This window comes from Ruminococcus sporogenes, assembly GCF_054655175.1.
This window is the reverse complement of sequence record NZ_BAAHOA010000001.1, coordinates 484,883-503,015: the sequence shown is the minus strand read 5'-3', so window position 1 is coordinate 503,015 and position 18,133 is coordinate 484,883. Positions and strand designations below refer to the sequence as shown.

Below are 18,133 nucleotides of genomic sequence, written 5' to 3'. Positions count from 1 at the left end.
TACCAGAGAATAGGATATAGTCTGCGAGCCAACATGGGATTCACTGTCGTCCAATAAAAGACGGTTTCCAACATCGTAATTGGCGCACAGGGTACGTATTTTTCTTCCCTCTTCTTTTCCCTGAAGATTTTCATGTTTTTTATTAAGCTCGCAAAGCGCCTTTTAGTCTTCAGCGGTACGCTCGTCAAAACGGACGAGTCTTTCCCTCATAATTTCAAGTATTTCTTTTCTTAGCACAGTTTTTACATCTCTTTCATCAGTTCATCGAGCGCATAATAATTCTATACATTAATATTTGCCTTTATCATTTCCATAAACACCTTAACCGCAGGCGAAAATGTCTGATACTTTTTCGTGACAAGATAAAGCTCAAGGGAAAGCTCAGGATTAATTGGGCGAAACGTGAGATTTCGTCCTACCGTATTTACAAGCCTGTCAAGGCAAAGCGCATAACCCACGCCCTTTTCAACAAGAAAAGTAGCGTTATAAATCAGATTATAGGTTGCAACAATATTTAATTCATGATAATTAATGCCGAACCAGTCTATATTCTGATGTCCCAGAAAAGTCTGCTCCGAAAAGATAAGAGGCAGGCTTTTCAGCATTTCTATGGGGATAATTTTTTCCTGCGCAAGCTCACAGTCCTGCGGCATAAGCAATCCGAAAACGTCATTCTGATGAATATTCAGGTAGTCATATTTCTCCTGTTTTATAGAACCAATCAGCAGTCCTATATCTGCAAGACCTTTATCAAGGCGTTCCATGACTGTATCTGAGTCGCCGCTGTGAATATGAAGCTTCACATTCGGGTAATGTTCATGCAGCTTGCGATAATTTTCAGTGATGAAGTCCATAGCCGCTGTTTCCCCACAGGCAATGGTAATATCTCCAGTGATAATTTCGCCCTCGGTGAGGAATGCCGACTCGGCGCTGCTCATAAGCTCAAGAATCTGCTGCCCCTTGTTACGCAGAAAATTGCCTTCATCCGTAAGCGTAATTTTACGTTTTCCACGAATAAAAAGCTGTTTGCCGAGCTGTGCTTCCAAATTCATCATCTGCTTTGAAAGAGTTGATTGTGTAACGTGCAGGGTTTCTGCGGCTTTAGTAATGTTCTGCTCTCTCGCAATAGCAAGAAAATAGTGCAGAAGTCTTGTTTCAATCATTTTAACTTCACTCCTTTACTCTGATTATACAGCATCTTATCATTCCCGTCAACGATAATTTATCATTCATAATAACTATTTGCAATCTATAAAAACCTGTTGTATAATAAATTATAGGAGGCGGAGGAGATGGAAAAGGAAATCGCCGAATATACCCGTCGTTGTCTTGACGACTGCGGATTTTCCGAAGAACAGAAAGTGCAGTATCTTAAATATTTGGAAAGCGGTCAGCAAAACGAACGCCTGCGGCTGCTGCAAGCACAGCGCAAACTGCTTATGGACAGCCTGCATAATGCTCAGCGGCAGGTTGATGTGATTGACTATTTAATTCAGAAAACAGAAAGGTTAGATTTTTAATGAGAAAACTTGCGTTATTGTATATGACATTCATTTTACCGTTTTTTATGTTTGGCTGCGGAAAAACTACAGATAATGAAATTAATTTCTCTTCATCATCTGAAACAACGGAACAATTCTCAGAAAAAACAAATGCTTCCGGCAACGAAACTGTTTCTTCTGAAACTACAATTGAATCCGAATCGAAAACAGATAATAAATCCAAAATTCTCGTTGCATATTTTTCTGCGACGGGCACAACCCGACCAATAGCGGAGGAAATTGCAAATGTAACAGGTGGCGACCTATTTGAAATCGTTCCCGTACAGCCCTATTCAGAAGAAGATTTAGATTACAGTAATGATAACTGCCGTGCAAATCAAGAACAAAATGATGATACCGCACGTCCTGAAATATCAGACACAGTAGAAAATATAGACGAATATGACGTTGTGTTTATCGGTCATCCGATATGGTGGGGAATCGAGCCCAGAATTATTGATACTTTTCTCGAAAGCTATGATTTTTCAGGAAAGACAATGGTTGACTTCTGCACATCGGGCGGCAGCGGAATTTCTGAAAGTGAAAGCAATCTGAAGGAAATATGTCCCGATTCTGTATGGCTTGAGGGTAAGCGTTTTTTGGGAAGCTCTTCGCATGATGATATTGCGGATTGGGTTGACAATATGAATTTCTAACGTCAGAATCTTTTAGAAAAAGAAAATACACTTATGAAACAGCCAATAATCGGAAACACCGAAATTCGGATTTCAAAGCTTTGGCTTCGTTAAAATAAGAACGATGCACGACCGGACTATGAATGAGAAAGAAATCGAAAAGTCATATAACCTTGGAATAGACTTCTTCGATACAGCAAACTGCTGTTCCTCAGAAACAAGCGAGGAATACCTCGGTAAGGCTCTGAAAAATAATGTTCAGAAATATTTACTTCACAAGAAAAAAGGAGGAAATTTTTATGGAATTAAAGCAAACCGCTGGCAGAACAGCTTTAGGAGAGTTCGCCCCGAAATTTGCACAGCTTAATGATGATGTGCTTTTCGGCGAGGTATGGTCAAGAAAGGATAAGCTGTCTCTGCGTGACCGCAGTATTGTGACAGTCGTGGCGCTTGCGGCACAGGGACTTACCGACAGTTCCCTGAAATATCACCTTGAATCCGCAAAGAAAAACGGAGTCTCCAAAACGGAGATTGCTGAAATTCTTACACACGCCGCTTTTTATATGGGCTGGTCAAAGGCTTGGGCGGTTTTCCGAATGGCGAAAGAGGTCTGGACGGAGGAAATCTGCGATGAATTGTCGGCTCATGCAAACAGTATGATTTTCCCTGTAGGAAAACCGAATGACGGCTTTGCGCAGTATTTTGTCGGCCAAAGCTATCTTGCACCGATTTCAACGGAACAGGTTGGAATTTACAACATAACCTTTGAGCCAAAATGCCGGAATAACTGGCACATTCACCATGCCGACAAGGGCGGCGGACAGATTCTTATCTGCGTTTCGGGACGTGGCTGGTATCAGGAATGGGGCAAAGAAGCGCAGACGCTTCATCCGGGAGATACTGTTAATATTCCCGCGGGAGTAAAGCATTGGCACGGCGCGGCGGCAGACAGCTGGTTTTCACATCTTGCGGTTGAAGTTCCGGGTGAAAACTGTTCAAACGAATGGCTTGAAGCGGTAGATGATAAAATGTATTCTAAATTGAAATAAGGAGAGTTCAATATGAGCAAGAAATTAGTTGCATATTTCAGCGCAAGCGGCGTTACGGCACAGCTTGCAAAAACGCTGGCACAGGCAGTAAACGGCGATTTATATGAAATTAAACCGGAGCAGCCCTACACCGCGGCAGACCTTGACTGGCGTAACAAAAACAGCCGTTCAAGCATGGAAATGAACGATAAATCATTCCGTCCCGCTGTTTCGGGCAAACTTGATAATATATCTGAGTATGACGTAATTTATGTGGGATTTCCAATCTGGTGGTACGTGGCTCCCACAATCATTAATACATTTCTTGAACAGTACGATTTAAGCGGCAAGACAGTTATTCCGTTTGCAACATCGGGCGGCAGCGGCATGGGAAATACCAATGCCGAGCTTGCGCCCTCATGCAAGGGTGCGGTACTGAAAGCCGGTAAGCGTTTTTCTGCAAGCGCTTCCACGAGTGAACTGAAAAAATGGGCTGAAAGCCTTCAATAAACCGGAGATACAGCCAATGAACGATTTTGTTTCCACAATCATGTCAAGATATATTATCCGACGTGAAATTATGGAGCGCTCGTCCGAAAAATTGCTGAATTTCGGTAAAAGGACTCTGTTAGTTTACTTCGGCAGTTTTATCAGCGGCGCTGTTGATTTACGAAATGTGTCTATAATAAAGTAATAGTGTTTTTATGACTAAAAATATACTTAATTAATGCTCCCGGCGATATTAAGGAACATTCCAATCTAAAAAAAGCCTATGAAATGGGTAAAAATATCTGAATTACATAAATCATGCCCTTGTATCAAACGATACAGGGGCTTTGGCTTTTTTATATAATGAGATATGTGCGCTATCTATTCCAGATTATTTTTCAGAAGAACAGACCTGCTTACGATAGTCGGTTCCCCAGTTTGCCAGAGAATCCAAAATCGGCTTCATAGACATGCCCAAATCTGAGAGCGAATACTCAACTCTCGGCGGAACCTCGGCAAAAACAGTACGGATAACAATTCCGTCCGTTTCCATTGCTCTGAGGCTGTCCGTCAGCACCTTCTGACTTATTCCCACAAGAGATTTCTGCAATTCATTGAACCTCCACGGACGGACAAGCAAATTTCTCATAATCAGTAATTTCCACTTGCTGCCAATAAGCATAAGAGTCGTTTCAACAGGACATTCCGGTAATTTATTTGACTTTGTCAAAACGTTTCCCTCCTCAATACATCAAAAATTGATATTACATAAAATTATACTGTAATGACAGTACAATGTCAAGCCTTTAATTACATTTATATTTTGCTGCGTTTTCCTTAAAACTGCGCAATAGTCACCTTTAAGTAACTTAGGTTACTTAAAGGTGCGTACTTGCGGAAACATTCCGAGTATGCTATTCTTAAATTACGGAAAGCAAAGGCTTTGCGAAATTTATCAAGGAGGTCATTTGTTATGGCGCTTTCAAATCTTTCTGCATGGAACAATAATGAGGAAACTAAGACAGGCACATCCTGCGGCTCTGCTTGCGGTACTTCCGATAAGCCTGCTGAAGCTCCTGCCGCTTGCGGTTCTGCCTGCGGAGCTTCAGACAAGCCCGCTGAAACTCCTGCCGCTTGTGGTTCTGCCTGCGGAGCAAGCGATAAATAATTGCTCCAAACCGAGGTTCCCGATGAATGTATTTTCGTCGGGAACATTTAAAAACAAAACGGATTATCCGTTTATTATATGAGGTAAATTACTATGAGACAATATTTTTCTTTTCAATGGCATATTACTGACGAATGTGACCAAAGGTGCAAGCATTGCTATATTTTCTCCGAAAACAACTGCAAAAAACTCGATATGATGAATTGGGAGCAAATGCGGGATACTTTCTATAACTGCCTTGATTTTTGTAAGGTATATGATCGTTTGCCGTATTTTTATATCACGGGCGGCGACCCAATTTTACATCCAGACTTTTGGCGGCTGCTTGAGCTTATAAAAGAAAATGAAATTCCATTTACTATTCTCGGCAATCCATTTCATTTAACAGATGATGTTTGCAGGAATCTAAAAGCATACGGCTGTGAAAAATATCAGCTTTCGATTGATGGTATGCGTGAAACACACGATTGGTTTCGTAAGCCGGGATCATTTGACTGTACTTTAGAAAAAATCGAGTGCATCAATCGTGCGGGCATTCGTTCGGCGGTTATGACGACAGTATCAGGAATGAACATCAAAGAAATACCGGATATTATTGATACGGTTGTAAAGGCCGGCGTAAATGTTTTTGCGTTTGCCCGCTATTGTCCTACCAGCGAGGAAAGAGATACGGGAATGACGCCGCAGGAATACCGTAATTTACTTGCCGCTTGCGATAAAAAGTTTAAGGAATATGAAGCGAAAGGGTGTCGGACATACTTTAACAAGAAAGACCATTTATGGACGCTGTATGAATATGAAACAGGCGAGTTTAAAATTTCTGAAGCCGTAGAAGACGGAACGATATACGGAGGCTGTAACTGCGGTAGCTGTCACTTGACCATAGTTCCGACGGGAGATATTTTCGCCTGTCGAAGAGTACAGAACAGCAAGGTAGGAAATGTATTTGAGGACAGACTTGCCGACGTATGGGTTTGTGAAATGGAAAACTACCGTGACTATACAAAATTTGTAAAATGCTCAAAATGTGAGCTTTTAGCGTGGTGCCGCGGCTGCCCTGCTGTGGCAAGCGGTAAAGACGGTAATTTTTATGCGGCGGATCCGCAGTGTTGGAAGGAAGTGTGAATTATGTTAATGGATATTATTAAAGCTCGCCATTCTATCCGAAAGTATACAGATGAGCAAATCAGCCGTGAGGATATGGAGAAAGTTATGGAAGCAGGTAATTTTGCTCCCAATGCAGGAGGCGGTCAGCGCAGTATTTTAATCGGAATTCATAACAAAGAAATGACAACTGAAATCGGTATAATGAACTTATCAAAGTTTGACCGCAGTAACCTCGCCGGCTCTTACGTTTCAAAGGAACAACCCAGCGCTATTGATGATCCAACCATTAAAAATGGTTTTTACGGAGCGCCGAGTGTCGTGGCTGTTTTCGGGCAGAATGGATTTTCGTTTCGTGAAGCGGACGCTTTTTGCTGCGCTGAAAATATGGTTCTACAGGCAACAGAGCTTGGCATTGCGTCCTGCATTATTTCCCGCGGATCTGAAACATTTTTAAGTGCAGAGGGGCAAAAATTACTTAAGAAGTGGGAAATCCCCGAAAATTACTCTGCGGTTTGCTTTGTTATTCTCGGTTATATCGACGGCGAACAGCCGCACACAAAGCCAAGAAAAGCAGGAAGGGTAAGAATTATTGAATAGGTGATAATATGGACGCTGAAACTTGTATAAACAAGCTAAGGCTTGTGGGAACATTGAGCTTTGCTACGGTTGATAGAAATGGAAAACCACAAATACGTTGTGTGAGTGCAATTCACTATGAAAATAATGCGATGTATTTTTTTACAGCAAGAGGAAAAAATTTCTGCCGTGAACTTCTTGAAAACAATAGTGTGCAGGTTCTTGCGCATACGAAATTTAATGAAATGATTAGACTGTCGGGAAAGACCGTACCTGCTCCAGATAACGAACAGGAAAAGTGGATTGACATTATCTTTTCCGAACAGCCTTATCTTTCTAATGTATATCCTGATAATACCCGTAAAATCGGCATTGTCTTTTGTGTAAAAAACGCGGAAATTGAATATTTCAATCTTGGCGTTAATCCTATTTTCCGAGAGCTTTATACAATCGACAACGAGAAAATATTTTTTAAAGGTTACAAAATTTCAGAAAACTGCATAGGGTGTGGAGCGTGCGAAAAAGTATGTCCCCAGAGGTGTATTGAAAAAGACATACCGTATAAAATTCGTCAGAATAACTGTCTGCACTGCGGAGCATGCTATGAAAAATGCCCTGTTAAGGCGATTGAAAGGTTAGGGTAAAAGCATATAATGTAATACGGAAAAACTAACGAAGGAGAATTAAGATATGAAATATACTATTCAAACAAACAGAATATACAGTGAGGACGAAAATGGTAAGCTTCTTGCTGAAATAACTTTTCCTGAAATAGATAACGGAGTATTCTGTATTAATCATACATTTGTAGACAATGCTCTTCGCGGTAAAGGAATTGCCGACCAGCTAATGAGATTAGCAGTTGAAAAAATTAAAGAAAAAAACGGAAAGGTTACAGCCGCCTGTTCGTATGCGAAAATTTGGTTAGAAAAGAATAAGTAATAATAAAAAAGAATGTAAATATTCCATTAACAATCCTATAATTGCTTGATTTCTTATATAAAATGTTATATACTTAAAATATATTGTACTTTATTGACCCGTCTGAAGTAATCAGACGGGATTTTTAAATAATACCATTTGGTGATGTATTACGGTACTGTTTATTATTCTGAAAAAATTGTAATTTTTTTATTAATAATCATATTTAATGTTGACTAAGGTATTTTATTGGTATATAATGTTATTTATAAAATTTAAGAAAATAGGAGTATAAAAATGAGAATCGATTGTAAAAAGCTTGCATATGCAAGAAAAAAGAAAAGAATTACTATTAATAATGCGGCAAACCGTCTTGGTATACCTCCGATTTTGCTGGGATGTGTAGAATCAGGCCGAAGACCTCTTTCCAGCAATTCAGAGCTTGCAAAAAATTTATTAGAATTATATGAAGTAAACTTAGAAGACGTGATTTAAAATATAAAAGTTTATGATAAATAATCATATAATCAATATATATATCTTAATCTGTATGAATTATATTTAATTATAATTAGATTTGGATAAAATATAATATATTTTTAATATTTTGCGATTTTTTTTGTATAAATAGATTGACAGCCTAATTTAAATATGATAAAATAAAAAATAGAATAATTTAAATTAGCGGAGGGTGGTATTTAAATGAAAAAAAGAATTCTTGCCGGTTTACTTAGCGCAATGATGATTTGTTCTATCGTACCGGTCGCAGATTATTTTACTTCGGGAGATTATTTTAACGCATATGCTGAAAACTCATCGGATTCGTCGGATATAATATTTTCAACTGATTTTGAAGACGGCGACGTTTCCGCGTTTTCAGGCCGCGGAGGCGTGGAAACAATCGAATCCACAACGGAACAATCTCATAGCGGCAGCGCTTCAATGTGCGTAAGCGACAGAACCAAAGGCTGGCACGGTCCGCAGCTCCCGCTCGACGGATTACTTGAACCGGGTACTGAATACATCGCCAGCGCATGGGTAAAGGCCGATTGGTATAATGATATTAAAATGAGTATGGAATATACGGATTCTTCTGGAACACGTCATTTTACAAATCTCAAATCAGCCGTTTCTCAGGGAGATTGGGTTGAGATTTCGGAAGTAAAATTTAATGTTCCGAAAAATGTTACAAATCCTTTTTTATACTTTGAATGTAATGACGGCGCTAATATTTATATTGATGATTTTGAAATAAAAACCGCTCCCGTATACGACATACAATATGATATCGCATCATTAAAAGACGTTTACTCTTCTTATTTTAAAATAGGAGGAGCCGTTACAACTTCTGAACTCGCTATAAAGGGAGCACAGAATCTTATAAAAAAACACTATAACAGCATTACACCCGGAAACGAATTAAAGCCTGACGCGTTGCTTGATAAAGAAGCGTCGCTCGCCATGGCAGAGAACGGAGACGATACAAATCCTCAGATTAACATTTCCGGTGCCAGAGAAATTCTTGATTTCTGCCGTGATAATAATATTTCTGTAAGAGGACATGTTCTGGTATGGCATAGTCAGACTCCCGACTGGTTCTTTAAAGAAGGCTTTAAAGACGATGGAAACTGGGTTTCCAAAGAATTGATGCTTACGAGAATGGAGAATTACATTAAAAATGTTTTTGAAACTTTTGAAAAAGAATATCCAACTGTAGACTTTTATGCGTGGGACGTAGTAAATGAAGCGTTTCTTGACAATGGCAGTCCACGTACAGGAGGAAGTCAATCAGAAAATTCCAATTATTCCCCATGGGTAAAGATATTCGGCGATAACTCGTTTATTGAACCGGCATTTGAATATGCCAGAAAATATGCTCCCGAAGGATGTATGCTTTATTATAATGATTTTAATGAATACATGCCTCAAAAAACAACCGCAATGGTGGATATGGCTAACGATTTGAAAGCAAAAGGGTTGATTGACGGTATAGGTATGCAGTCGCACCTTGACGTTGGTTTCCCTACTGCCTCCGCTTATAAAAAAGCTTTAAAAGCTTTTGCTGAAACCGGTCTTGATATACAAGTTACTGAGCTTGACATTACAACAAGCGACTCAGAATCCGGCTTCAATACTCAGGCACAGCTTTACAGCGATATAATGGACGCCTGCGTTGAATATTCAGACAGTATATCAGCAGTAGTATTCTGGGGAACTACCGATGACAAAAGTTGGCGTTCTACAAAATTTCCTCTCCTTTTCAATGAGGATTTTACGGCTAAACCTGCCTACTATTCTATAATTGACGGCATAGAAGCTCCGGAATATGAAATAGGCGATCTCAATAAGGACGGCTCTATTAACGTTGCCGACGCAGTTTTACTTCAGAAATATCTTATAAACACAATACAGCTTGACGAATCACAATATACGCTTTCCGATATAAATCAAGACGATGAAATAAATGTTTTCGATTTTGTTTTATTGAGAAGAATGTTGCTTTTATAAAAAATAAAGCGTTCACATTAAATGTGAACGCTTTTAATTTTATTATCAGCAGCCGATAAGCTTAGTAAAATCATAATCAAGCTTTTTATTATATTCATAAGCCTCAGCTTCTGTTTTACCTGTCGTAGTATAATAAGCCTTAATCTTCGGCTCGGTGCCTGAAGGACGAATTATAACTCCTGCGCCGTCTGAAAGCCGAAATGCCAGTACGTTCGATTCAGGAAGATCTATATTCGATGTACCGCCTGTAAGTATATTTTTTGAAATTCTTGTCTGATAATCATCAAATCCTTCAACCTTATATCCCGAAATTTTATCTGGAATATTATTTCTGAGACTGGTCATAATATCATCCATTTTTTTCATTCCCGAAGCCCCCTCAAAGGTAAAGCTATGCTGAGTATGAGCGAAAACGCCGTATTCCCTGTACATGTTTTCTCGCGCCTGTATCAGTGAAATTCCCTGAGTTCTATAATAGGCGGTCATCTCGCATATCAGCATTGACGCTATAACAGCATCCTTATCTCTTACATATGTTCCGGCAAGATAACCGTAGCTTTCCTCATATCCAAATATAAACCTATTTTCTTCATTATTCTTTTCAAGAATACCAATCTGTTCTCCAATAAATTTGAATCCCGTCAGCACCTCTATAACTCTGACTCCATACTTTTTAGCAATTTTCTTAACTATATCGGTTGTAACAATCGTTTTAACTGTTACAGGATCAGGCGGCATGGTACCGTTTTCTGACCTTTGACTACAGATGTATTCAAGAAGCATAGCGCCGACTTCATTTCCTGAAAACAAAACATAACTTCCATTTTCATCAGGTACCGCAATGCCCACACGATCACAATCAGGATCAGTAGCAAGAAGCAGATCCGGTTTGACGCTTTCACATAGCTTAAGACCAAGCTCAAGAGCTTCTCTTATTTCAGGATTCGGATACGGACAGGTTGTGAAGTTTCCGTTAGGCAATTCCTGTTCAGGAACAACAGTAACATCCTTAATTCCTATCATATCAAGAATTTTTCTTACAGGTTTATTTCCCGTTCCGTTTAAAGGAGTATATACCACTTTAATACCGCTGTCTGCTACAAGAGACGTATTGATACCCTGACTAAGAACGTTTTTATAATATTCGTTTGTAACATCGTCTGAAATGTATTCTACCATTTTGTTATTGACAGCTTCTTCAAAGCTGACGTTCTTGACGTCTCTGAAAATATCAAGGGAGTTTACCTTTTTAATTACGGCTTCAGCAGACTCAAGGTTAAGCTGACATCCGTCGCTGCCGTATGCCTTATAGCCGTTATACTTTGAAGGATTATGGCTTGCAGTAATCATAACGCCCGCGCTGCATCCAAGCTCTCTTACCGCAAACGACAGCGCCGGAGTAGGCATCAGCTCCTTGTAAATATAAACCTTGATTCCGTTTGCCGCAAAAACGCCTGCCGCAGCTTTGGCAAAAATATCCGATTTAATACGGCTGTCATAAGAAACCGCTACGCTTGGAGAAAAAAACGCCTCGTTTATATAATCTGCAAATCCCTGCGTCGCGCGTCTGACAGTATATATGTTCATTCTGTTGGTACCGGCTCCTATAACGCCTCTCAGTCCTCCTGTGCCGAATTCAAGTTCTCTGTAAAATCTGTCGTTAATTGCTTCGTCGTCATTTTTTATGTCCTCCAGCTCACGCTGAAGATCTGAATCGTCAACTGCGCTGTCACACCATAGTTTGTATAGCTCTTTGATATCCATATTTATCCCTCCGTAAAAATCAGCAAAAAATTTAAAGAAGCCGAATTATTTCACTGAAAATCAACCTATTAAGTTATATTATACCATATTATCAACAATTTGAAAAGATGTTTTTTAAAAATTGTTTTTTAACAAAGGAAAAATAAATTGAAAAAAATAAACAGGTATGATATAATATTAATAATGATTCCAAATATATTATATGACGTTTTTAAGGCCAATGAAATAAAACGGATATTATTGAACAAAATAAAAAAGAGATTACAGAAATACAAATCTTTGGGAGGTAAATATGCCGGAGGATAAAATAACGCTTCTGATAAGAATGATCAGGGAAAAAGCTGAAACAAGCGACATTTCCAGCATAAAAGAGAAATTTGCAGCAGAATTTCAGATAACGGGCGAAGGAGTATTCTATGTCGAAGTAAGGGACGGAAAAATTTCTATTGAGCCATATGAATACAACGACAGGGATTTGCTGATTAAAGCGTCGGCAGATACACTCAAAAAAATTATCAATAAGGAACTAAGCATAGAAAAAGCTTTGATAACGAGAAAAATAAGCGTAAGCGGCAACTTGCAGAAAGCCGCTTTTATTAAAAAAATACTGAAAAAATAACGGAGGTTAAAAATGCCGCATATTTCACTTAAAATGCTTAAAGGAAGAACAGAGGAGCAAAAGAAGCTGGCAGCAGAAAAGCTTTCGAAGGCTCTAATAGACGCTATCGGTTGCTCAGAAAGCCATATTTCAGTGTCTGTCGAGGATTTCACTCCACAGGAATGGCAGGAACAATTTAAAATAGAGGTAACCGAAAATCCGTTTCTGATAAAGAAACCGAACTATGATCCTAAGGATCTGCTTTGATGAAAATAGTTTTGGCGTCAGGCTCGCCCAGAAGACGCGAGCTGTTTAGACTTATAACCGAGGATTTTGAAATAAGAGTAACAAATTGCGATGAAACCATACCGGAAAGCATATCGGCGGAAAACGCCGCCGAATACCTTTCCGTTAAAAAGGCTCTGGCGGCAGTATCCGATAATAAGGAACTGATAATAGGCTGCGATACGGCAGTTGTAATCGACAATCAGATCTTAGGAAAACCCTCCTCAGAGGAAGAATGCCGATATATGCTAACTCAGCTTTCCGGAAGAACTCATACTGTTTTTACCGGTATATCCATGATATACGGCGGCAGCAGACATTCCTACACAACCGCAACCGACGTTGTTTTCTATAACATCAGCGAAAATGAAATATCGGAATACATCAAAACAGGAGAACCGTTTGACAAAGCCGGAGGCTATGGCATTCAGGGAAAAGGTTCATTATTTGTACGTAAAATACACGGAGATTATTTTAATGTTGTGGGACTGCCCGTTTCATCTTTAAAAAGAGAGCTTGAAAGCTTTATAAACAAAATCAAAATATGATATCAATCCGCCTTTAAAGGGCGGATTTTTTATCTTAATTAAATCCTTTCCCCGCATATAAGTCCTCTGCTGCCCGTTCCGAGATAAAACCGTCCTTCTACCCTGCTGTCTCCTTCAACAGCGTTAATTTCGCCGAACATCTGCATATCGGTGTTTATTCTTATCCAACTTTTTCCGTCGTTATCGGAACTGTAGAAGCCGTATTTTCCTCCGATCCATCCGGTAATATACAGCATTTTGTCTGCTCCCAAATATTTTTTTCCTTTAATTCCAAGTCCGATTCTCATAATTCTGTCCCCACTGGCTGAAAGCCGTAATACCCTGCATTCATTTAACCCAAAGCAAAGCTTGTATAATACTCCGCACGCAGTAACATAAAACACGCCCGATTTTCCCATATCCGGCTTTATATCTGTTTTATTATCGCCGTCTATTCTGCCGAAATCAATATCCGGCAAATCAGAGTCTATCTGCCTGAATACAGCTCCGCCATCTTCACTGATAAATAATGTACCATAACTGCCAAACCCATAAAACGCCTTAGGCTTCAGCCGATCAGAGAAAACCTTGACATTTCCTATAAATTTCTTTCCTGACCTATCCAGAAACAATGAAATCCCATAGCTTTCGCACATATTATTGCTGTAAACCACACAATCAGACGGCAGTATGTTTCCTCGGTCTGCAACGCACCATACTATACTGACGCCATCGGCTGATATAGCCGCCCAGCCTGCGTTAACGTTAGGCCTTTCTATTCTGTGAAACAAAACGTCAAGCTTTTCAGATAACCCGAACGGCAGTTCCGGACGGAAATCAAATGTCCGGCACTGATCACGGCTGATAATCAATCCTCCCCTTGTAGTACCCCTCCAGTTTCCTCTTGCCGTAACTACGGTCAGATTCGGATTATTATCAGGAAAATCCGCATTAATGCATGTTATATATCTTTTGTTATCCTCGTCGGTAAACGTATTTCCGGCAAACCTTCGTATATCCGTAAATGCAAATCCTCCAAGATCCCCAAGTATATCGATAAGCATTACATCGCCTGAAGGAGGACTGTAAACGTTGAGGTGCACAGTTTCTTCAATTCCGCAGCAGCAGTCGCAAAAAACAGGCTTATCTGAGCAAAGATTTTCCGTCCTGAAAATTCCGGTTCCCGTATTAAACCAAGCCTCGTTTTTATTATACGGATTTATTTTTACGTCGCTTATCCAGTGAATAATAGAGCTTCCTTCGTTGTTTTCGGGTTTCATATACGGTATTTTAAATTCAACATCGTCAGTTCCGTTCAAAACAGACGTCCAGCTATCGCCGCAGTCATACGATATATAAATATGCTCCTCATCTGAATACATAGTTGAGACAGCAAGAATACCGTGCTCGGAGGAAATACCGCCGAATCCGCACTCCTTGCCGATTTTAGGAGTAATGTCCTCACAGCCGCCTAAACGGCCGTCCCTGCCGATTTTATACCTAAGAACCACTCCCTTGTTTATGCAGCCTGCGTCACAGCTATATGCCATTGGAATATTCCATTTTGCATTACCTGAGCAATTCATCGTTATATAAACATAATTATTATCTGATGAAATACGGTGTCCCGTCAAGCCGGAAAGAGGAACAGATCTATTAAGAATATTATCCGGCTGAGAAAGCTTTTCAAAGGTTTTCATACTGTCATAGGAAACAAAAAGGCTATGCCCCCTCATTTTGTCAGACGGCATATTCTGAAGTCCCGCTGATGATGCAATAATTCTTTTTCCGGAGTCATCGGCATGTACAAAGGTCATGCAGCGTTCCCCAAAGGGATAGTAAGAAACCCAGCTTTCCCCGTTATCCTCCGATTTAAGTATTCCGTCATAAGACGAAGCATAATAAATTATTCCGTTTTTTACCGTAAGTCTGCTGCCGGTTCCTCTTCCTGAAAAATTTCCATGAACCCTTGCCGGCACTCTTTTATATTCAAAGCTTTTTCCGTAATCGTACGATATACATAGCTTAGAATTATAATCGCCGACGCCGCATATAGAATAAAGCGCTCCGTTTTTACTGCACACAGCCGCCGGATATGTTTCAGATAAATCGTCTTCCGTAACAAAATCCATGAGACTTATCCATTTTCCGACAGATCTGTCAAAGCGGTATAATCCCCCTATATCCGTTCTTATATAAAGTATATTCTCTTTGCTGCCGTCGAACTCAATTCCTGTTACATATCCGCCTCCTCCTATGGGAACGTTATAATAATTATAGCTGATCTGATTCATAAAGCACCTCTGTCCGATTACAATTTGCTATTTAGTATACACTATAAGATGATTTTTTGCAATAGATTTCAGCAGAATTTATACGATAAATACCCCTCCCGGAAATAAAAATTCCGGAAGGGGTATAAATATATGATATTAAATTAAGAATAATTTCTTTTACAGCAGATCCGCAATTTCAAGAACAAGCCTTTCGGATTTTTCCCAGCCTAAGCAGGGATCTGTAATAGATTTTCCGTATACGCAATCGTCGACGCTCTGATTTCCGTCCTCAATATAGCTTTCAATCATTAGTCCCTTTACAAATCCTCTTATATCCTCGCTGTGGCGCATGCTATGAAGCACCTCTTTGCTTATTCTTACTTGTTCAAGATATTTTTTTCCTGAATTGGAATGATTCGTATCGACTATAACAGCACGGTTAGCCAGATCTCTCTGAGAATATAGCTCGTAAAGCAGTCTTAAATCCTCATAATGATAGTTTGGAAGATTCTGACCGTGCTTGTTGACAGCTCCGCGGAGAATCGCATGAGCATACGGATTTCCGTCGGTGCTGACCTCCCATCCCCTATAAAGAAAATTATGGCTTCCCTGTGCTGCAATTATTGAATTAAGCATTACTGATAAATCTCCGCCCGTAGGATTTTTCATACCTACCGGAATATCCATACCGCTGGCTGTAAGCCTATGCTGCTGATCCTCGACAGAACGCGCTCCTACGGCAACATAGGAAAGAAGATCGTAAAGATATCTGTAATTTTCAGGATAAAGCATTTCGTCTGCACATGTCATTTTTGTTTCGGCAATAGCCCGCGTATGCAGGTGACGAACGTGTATAAGTCCCTCCAGAATATCCTCAGCCTTTGAAGGATCCGGCTGATGTATCATTCCCTTATAGCCTTCTCCTGTGGTTCTCGGCTTATTTGTATATATTCTTGGAACGATTATTACCTTATCCTTTACCTTTTCCTGCAATATTGCAAGCCTTCCCACATAATCCATTACAGGCTCTTCCTTATCAGCAGAGCACGGACCGATTATTAAAAGAAATTTATCCGAATTACCGGTAAAAACATCTATAATTTCCTTGTCCCTTTTTTCTTTGGTTTCAAGCACCTCGTTAGGCAGAGGATAAAGCGCCCTTATTTCGTTAGGGGCCGGCAGTTTTCTTTTAAAATGCATACTCATTTTAATTACTCCATTTCCGTCACTATCTGTAAAAAGACTGTTAGCCGCAATCAGCAGAAATAATGCACTGCTTTAAATTAGTAAAGCAAATTACTGGAAACAACGCCCCGACAAGCAAGGCTTTCGGGGCAATTATTATAAAAAGCTTTAATCTTTTTTATTCGAACAGCCTTTTAACAAGCAATAATAACCAATTTAAATTCTTCTAAAGTTTTTTCAAGGTTAATTATATCACATAAGGGCTTAAAAGTCAACAAAAAATTTATTTCCATGTAGCAACTATAACAATTTTTTCACCGGTCAGCAAAGCGGGAACCGTAAAGCTTTCGCCGGGCTGATAAATAACGCCATTATACTTCCAGCCGGCAAACACCTTTCCGTCGTATGTAAAATCGCATTCCGGCAATACAAATTCATCATTATAATAAGCCTTAACCGTTACTTTATCCGCTGAATTACCGTTATTAGCCGATATATTGATATTATACTGTGCGGGAGCCCACACTGCTGTGAAGTCAATATTATCCGCTCCCGGAACTACATACTGCGTTCCCGGCTTGTATTCTTTATCATCATAGGAGCATTTCCAGCCGGATACAGTATAACCAGGTCTGGAAAAGCGGCTTGATTCAGCAATAGTAATTTGTGCATTTTCAGCAGACATAACATAAGCTGAAGAATTTCCGTTAATATCATCATAATCTCCGGCATAATAATTTATCTGACAGCGCTTGTACCATACAGGAGTGAAAACCACATCACAATCAGGAATTTTGATGTAATCTCCTACCTTATAAGTCTGACCGTCAAAATACCAACCGTAATGAATATACCCGTCCTTATACAAATTTGCTGAAGCTACTCTTACGCTTGATTTATACACAACGGTATCAGCGTCAAGAACTGACGGATCGGCATATGCGCTTGTATCCGCGCCTTCCGTATCATAGGACAAGGTAAAATATCTGATATTCTTTAATGAATTATTTACAAGATATGTAGAAACGTCCTTATAATCACTGAAAGTATAAACTCCGTCCTGATTTATAATACTTCTGCGTATTTTTATAGCTTCAAACACGCTGTAATCGCTAACGGCCGACACTTCCACACTTCCGTCCTCAGAAGCTTCTGCGCCGGACGCCGGAGCGGTAATCGTCGGAACAGAAAGTAAGACTGCTGCCGTAAGAGAAAAAATTCTTTTTAAAATTTTCATAATCCACCTCTATTACTTAAATCGGTTATACGCTTCTGAGTATTCATATCCGAGGGATTTCAGCTTTTCCGTTATCTCAGAAATTTCTATATTGTAATCCTCGCATAGCTCTCCAAGATTTTTATATTTATCACGAAGCATCGTATTTACAAAGCTTAGTAATATTGCCGGATCTTGCGGAAGCTTCACAGTAATCCCCCTTTCTAAACCAACTGTAAAAAATATAAATGAAAACCCGCTTTAAAATAATTTCCGTCTATTAAAAAAGAGTATATTTTCTCTGGGGTT

24 protein-coding genes are annotated in these 18,133 nt (G+C 39.6%); 17 read left to right on the top strand and 7 right to left on the bottom strand.

Going from position 1 to position 18,133, the window contains the following annotated elements; all coding sequences use genetic code 11:
• Positions 1-281 precede the first annotated feature (281 nt).
• On the bottom strand, positions 282-1,163 hold the full coding sequence (locus ACYQ0N_RS02720) for a LysR family transcriptional regulator (RefSeq protein WP_460161790.1): 882 nt from the start codon (positions 1,161-1,163) through the stop codon (positions 282-284).
• Between the two features lie 129 nt (positions 1,164-1,292).
• Between ACYQ0N_RS02720 and ACYQ0N_RS02715 the strand changes: the two genes are divergently transcribed.
• The 6 genes from ACYQ0N_RS02715 (at position 1,293) to ACYQ0N_RS02690 (ending at position 3,898) form a co-directional block, all read left to right on the top strand.
• Positions 1,293-1,520 carry a MerR family transcriptional regulator gene (locus ACYQ0N_RS02715; RefSeq protein WP_177532509.1) on the top strand — a complete coding sequence of 76 codons (228 nt, stop codon included), beginning with the start codon at positions 1,293-1,295 and terminating at the stop codon, positions 1,518-1,520.
• Positions 1,520-2,197, top strand: coding sequence for a flavodoxin (locus ACYQ0N_RS02710; RefSeq protein WP_460161789.1), 678 nt, complete (start codon positions 1,520-1,522; stop codon positions 2,195-2,197). The genes ACYQ0N_RS02715 and ACYQ0N_RS02710 overlap by 1 nt, the downstream gene beginning before the upstream one ends.
• 118 nt (positions 2,198-2,315) lie before the next feature.
• The gene (locus tag ACYQ0N_RS02705; RefSeq protein ID WP_177532511.1) at positions 2,316-2,543 is read left to right on the top strand and encodes an aldo/keto reductase; all 228 of its coding nucleotides are present in this window, start codon (positions 2,316-2,318) and stop codon (positions 2,541-2,543) included.
• On the top strand, positions 2,476-3,225 hold the full coding sequence (locus ACYQ0N_RS02700; protein ID WP_177532512.1) for a carboxymuconolactone decarboxylase family protein: 750 nt from the start codon (positions 2,476-2,478) through the stop codon (positions 3,223-3,225). The genes ACYQ0N_RS02705 and ACYQ0N_RS02700 overlap by 68 nt, the downstream gene beginning before the upstream one ends.
• Before the next feature lie 12 nt (positions 3,226-3,237).
• Entirely contained in the window at positions 3,238-3,714 is a 477-nt protein-coding gene (locus ACYQ0N_RS02695) for a flavodoxin (RefSeq protein WP_177532513.1), read from the top strand.
• A 16-nt stretch (positions 3,715-3,730) separates the two neighbouring features.
• Positions 3,731-3,898, top strand: coding sequence for a hypothetical protein (locus tag ACYQ0N_RS02690; RefSeq protein WP_177532514.1), 168 nt, complete (start codon positions 3,731-3,733; stop codon positions 3,896-3,898).
• Positions 3,899-4,084: 186 nt separating this feature from the next.
• Here the strand turns inward: ACYQ0N_RS02690 and ACYQ0N_RS02685 are convergent, their stop codons facing one another.
• Positions 4,085-4,375, bottom strand: coding sequence for a winged helix-turn-helix transcriptional regulator (locus ACYQ0N_RS02685; RefSeq protein WP_177532551.1), 291 nt, complete (start codon positions 4,373-4,375; stop codon positions 4,085-4,087).
• Between the two features lie 291 nt (positions 4,376-4,666).
• On the opposite strand from ACYQ0N_RS02685, the gene acgA reads away from it, so the two are divergent.
• The 7 genes from acgA (at position 4,667) to ACYQ0N_RS02650 (ending at position 9,973) form a co-directional block, all read left to right on the top strand.
• A complete protein-coding gene (gene acgA, locus ACYQ0N_RS02680) occupies positions 4,667-4,861 on the top strand; it encodes an ACGX-repeat peptide (RefSeq protein ID WP_177532515.1) in 195 nt (64 codons plus the stop codon).
• 93 nt (positions 4,862-4,954) lie between these two features.
• Complete coding sequence (gene acgM, locus ACYQ0N_RS02675; protein ID WP_460161788.1) at positions 4,955-5,986, top strand: radical SAM/SPASM domain protein, ACGX system; 1,032 nt, start codon at positions 4,955-4,957, stop codon at positions 5,984-5,986.
• Positions 5,987-5,989: 3 nt separating this feature from the next.
• A complete protein-coding gene (locus ACYQ0N_RS02670) occupies positions 5,990-6,565 on the top strand; it encodes a nitroreductase family protein (RefSeq protein WP_460161787.1) in 576 nt (191 codons plus the stop codon).
• Positions 6,566-6,573: 8 nt separating this feature from the next.
• Entirely contained in the window at positions 6,574-7,188 is a 615-nt protein-coding gene (locus tag ACYQ0N_RS02665; protein ID WP_460161786.1) for a 4Fe-4S binding protein, read from the top strand.
• 46 nt (positions 7,189-7,234) lie between these two features.
• Positions 7,235-7,486: a GNAT family N-acetyltransferase gene (locus ACYQ0N_RS02660; RefSeq protein ID WP_177532518.1), complete on the top strand. Its 252-nt coding sequence runs from the start codon at positions 7,235-7,237 to the stop codon at positions 7,484-7,486.
• A gap of 276 nt (positions 7,487-7,762) precedes the next feature.
• Positions 7,763-7,960, top strand: coding sequence for a helix-turn-helix domain-containing protein (locus ACYQ0N_RS02655; RefSeq protein WP_177532519.1), 198 nt, complete (start codon positions 7,763-7,765; stop codon positions 7,958-7,960).
• A gap of 207 nt (positions 7,961-8,167) precedes the next feature.
• Positions 8,168-9,973, top strand: a complete 1,806-nt coding sequence (locus ACYQ0N_RS02650) for an endo-1,4-beta-xylanase (RefSeq protein WP_460161785.1) — start codon at positions 8,168-8,170, stop codon at positions 9,971-9,973.
• A 45-nt stretch (positions 9,974-10,018) separates the two neighbouring features.
• Here the strand turns inward: ACYQ0N_RS02650 and ACYQ0N_RS02645 are convergent, their stop codons facing one another.
• Complete coding sequence (locus ACYQ0N_RS02645; RefSeq protein WP_460161784.1) at positions 10,019-11,737, bottom strand: phospho-sugar mutase; 1,719 nt, start codon at positions 11,735-11,737, stop codon at positions 10,019-10,021.
• A 147-nt stretch (positions 11,738-11,884) separates the two neighbouring features.
• Here ACYQ0N_RS02645 and ACYQ0N_RS02640 point away from each other — a divergent pair, with 147 nt between their 5' ends.
• The 4 genes from ACYQ0N_RS02640 to ACYQ0N_RS02625 are packed head-to-tail and all read left to right on the top strand — an operon-like array spanning position 11,885 to position 13,168.
• Positions 11,885-12,043: a hypothetical protein gene (locus ACYQ0N_RS02640; protein WP_460161783.1), complete on the top strand. Its 159-nt coding sequence runs from the start codon at positions 11,885-11,887 to the stop codon at positions 12,041-12,043.
• Positions 12,030-12,356, top strand: coding sequence for an SCP2 sterol-binding domain-containing protein (locus ACYQ0N_RS02635; protein WP_177532522.1), 327 nt, complete (start codon positions 12,030-12,032; stop codon positions 12,354-12,356). The genes ACYQ0N_RS02640 and ACYQ0N_RS02635 overlap by 14 nt, the downstream gene beginning before the upstream one ends.
• A 12-nt stretch (positions 12,357-12,368) precedes the next feature.
• Positions 12,369-12,602: a tautomerase family protein gene (locus tag ACYQ0N_RS02630; protein WP_177532523.1), complete on the top strand. Its 234-nt coding sequence runs from the start codon at positions 12,369-12,371 to the stop codon at positions 12,600-12,602.
• Entirely contained in the window at positions 12,602-13,168 is a 567-nt protein-coding gene (locus tag ACYQ0N_RS02625; RefSeq protein ID WP_177532524.1) for a Maf family protein, read from the top strand. Before ACYQ0N_RS02630 ends, ACYQ0N_RS02625 begins: the two co-directional genes overlap by 1 nt.
• A gap of 38 nt (positions 13,169-13,206) precedes the next feature.
• On the opposite strand, the gene ACYQ0N_RS02620 is transcribed toward ACYQ0N_RS02625, so the two are convergent.
• The 4 genes from ACYQ0N_RS02620 to ACYQ0N_RS02605 form a co-directional block, all read right to left on the bottom strand.
• Positions 13,207-15,441, bottom strand: a complete 2,235-nt coding sequence (locus ACYQ0N_RS02620) for a beta propeller repeat protein (RefSeq protein WP_460161782.1) — start codon at positions 15,439-15,441, stop codon at positions 13,207-13,209.
• Positions 15,442-15,600: 159 nt separating this feature from the next.
• The gene (locus tag ACYQ0N_RS02615; protein WP_460161781.1) at positions 15,601-16,629 is read right to left on the bottom strand and encodes a 3-deoxy-7-phosphoheptulonate synthase; all 1,029 of its coding nucleotides are present in this window, start codon (positions 16,627-16,629) and stop codon (positions 15,601-15,603) included.
• A gap of 262 nt (positions 16,630-16,891) precedes the next feature.
• On the bottom strand, positions 16,892-17,845 hold the full coding sequence (locus ACYQ0N_RS02610) for an InlB B-repeat-containing protein (protein WP_460161780.1): 954 nt from the start codon (positions 17,843-17,845) through the stop codon (positions 16,892-16,894).
• Positions 17,846-17,857: 12 nt separating this feature from the next.
• Complete coding sequence (locus ACYQ0N_RS02605) at positions 17,858-18,034, bottom strand: DUF4250 domain-containing protein (protein WP_177532528.1); 177 nt, start codon at positions 18,032-18,034, stop codon at positions 17,858-17,860.
• Between the last annotated feature and the right edge of the window lie 99 nt (positions 18,035-18,133).

Bases quoted from the DNA above. Each gene is read 5' to 3' on its own strand.
- ACYQ0N_RS02715 (WP_177532509.1), top strand. From the start codon at position 1,293: ATGGAAAAGGAAATCGCCGAATATACCCGTCGTTGTCTTGACGACTGC.
- ACYQ0N_RS02695 (WP_177532513.1), top strand. From the start codon at position 3,238: ATGAGCAAGAAATTAGTTGCATATTTCAGCGCAAGCGGCGTTACGGCA.
- ACYQ0N_RS02665 (WP_460161786.1), top strand. From the start codon at position 6,574: ATGGACGCTGAAACTTGTATAAACAAGCTAAGGCTTGTGGGAACATTG.
- ACYQ0N_RS02700 (WP_177532512.1), top strand. From the start codon at position 2,476: ATGGAATTAAAGCAAACCGCTGGCAGAACAGCTTTAGGAGAGTTCGCC.
- ACYQ0N_RS02610 (WP_460161780.1), bottom strand. From the start codon at position 17,845: ATGAAAATTTTAAAAAGAATTTTTTCTCTTACGGCAGCAGTCTTACTT.
- ACYQ0N_RS02650 (WP_460161785.1), top strand. From the start codon at position 8,168: ATGAAAAAAAGAATTCTTGCCGGTTTACTTAGCGCAATGATGATTTGT.
- ACYQ0N_RS02620 (WP_460161782.1), bottom strand. From the start codon at position 15,441: ATGAATCAGATCAGCTATAATTATTATAACGTTCCCATAGGAGGAGGC.
- ACYQ0N_RS02635 (WP_177532522.1), top strand. From the start codon at position 12,030: ATGCCGGAGGATAAAATAACGCTTCTGATAAGAATGATCAGGGAAAAA.
- ACYQ0N_RS02625 (WP_177532524.1), top strand. From the start codon at position 12,602: ATGAAAATAGTTTTGGCGTCAGGCTCGCCCAGAAGACGCGAGCTGTTT.
- acgM (WP_460161788.1), top strand. From the start codon at position 4,955: ATGAGACAATATTTTTCTTTTCAATGGCATATTACTGACGAATGTGAC.
- ACYQ0N_RS02710 (WP_460161789.1), top strand. From the start codon at position 1,520: ATGAGAAAACTTGCGTTATTGTATATGACATTCATTTTACCGTTTTTT.
- ACYQ0N_RS02720 (WP_460161790.1), bottom strand. From the start codon at position 1,163: ATGATTGAAACAAGACTTCTGCACTATTTTCTTGCTATTGCGAGAGAG.
- ACYQ0N_RS02705 (WP_177532511.1), top strand. From the start codon at position 2,316: ATGAATGAGAAAGAAATCGAAAAGTCATATAACCTTGGAATAGACTTC.
- ACYQ0N_RS02655 (WP_177532519.1), top strand. From the start codon at position 7,763: ATGAGAATCGATTGTAAAAAGCTTGCATATGCAAGAAAAAAGAAAAGA.
- acgA (WP_177532515.1), top strand. From the start codon at position 4,667: ATGGCGCTTTCAAATCTTTCTGCATGGAACAATAATGAGGAAACTAAG.
- ACYQ0N_RS02690 (WP_177532514.1), top strand. From the start codon at position 3,731: ATGAACGATTTTGTTTCCACAATCATGTCAAGATATATTATCCGACGT.
- ACYQ0N_RS02615 (WP_460161781.1), bottom strand. From the start codon at position 16,629: ATGAGTATGCATTTTAAAAGAAAACTGCCGGCCCCTAACGAAATAAGG.
- ACYQ0N_RS02630 (WP_177532523.1), top strand. From the start codon at position 12,369: ATGCCGCATATTTCACTTAAAATGCTTAAAGGAAGAACAGAGGAGCAA.
- ACYQ0N_RS02685 (WP_177532551.1), bottom strand. From the start codon at position 4,375: ATGCTTATTGGCAGCAAGTGGAAATTACTGATTATGAGAAATTTGCTT.
- ACYQ0N_RS02670 (WP_460161787.1), top strand. From the start codon at position 5,990: ATGTTAATGGATATTATTAAAGCTCGCCATTCTATCCGAAAGTATACA.
- ACYQ0N_RS02645 (WP_460161784.1), bottom strand. From the start codon at position 11,737: ATGGATATCAAAGAGCTATACAAACTATGGTGTGACAGCGCAGTTGAC.
- ACYQ0N_RS02660 (WP_177532518.1), top strand. From the start codon at position 7,235: ATGAAATATACTATTCAAACAAACAGAATATACAGTGAGGACGAAAAT.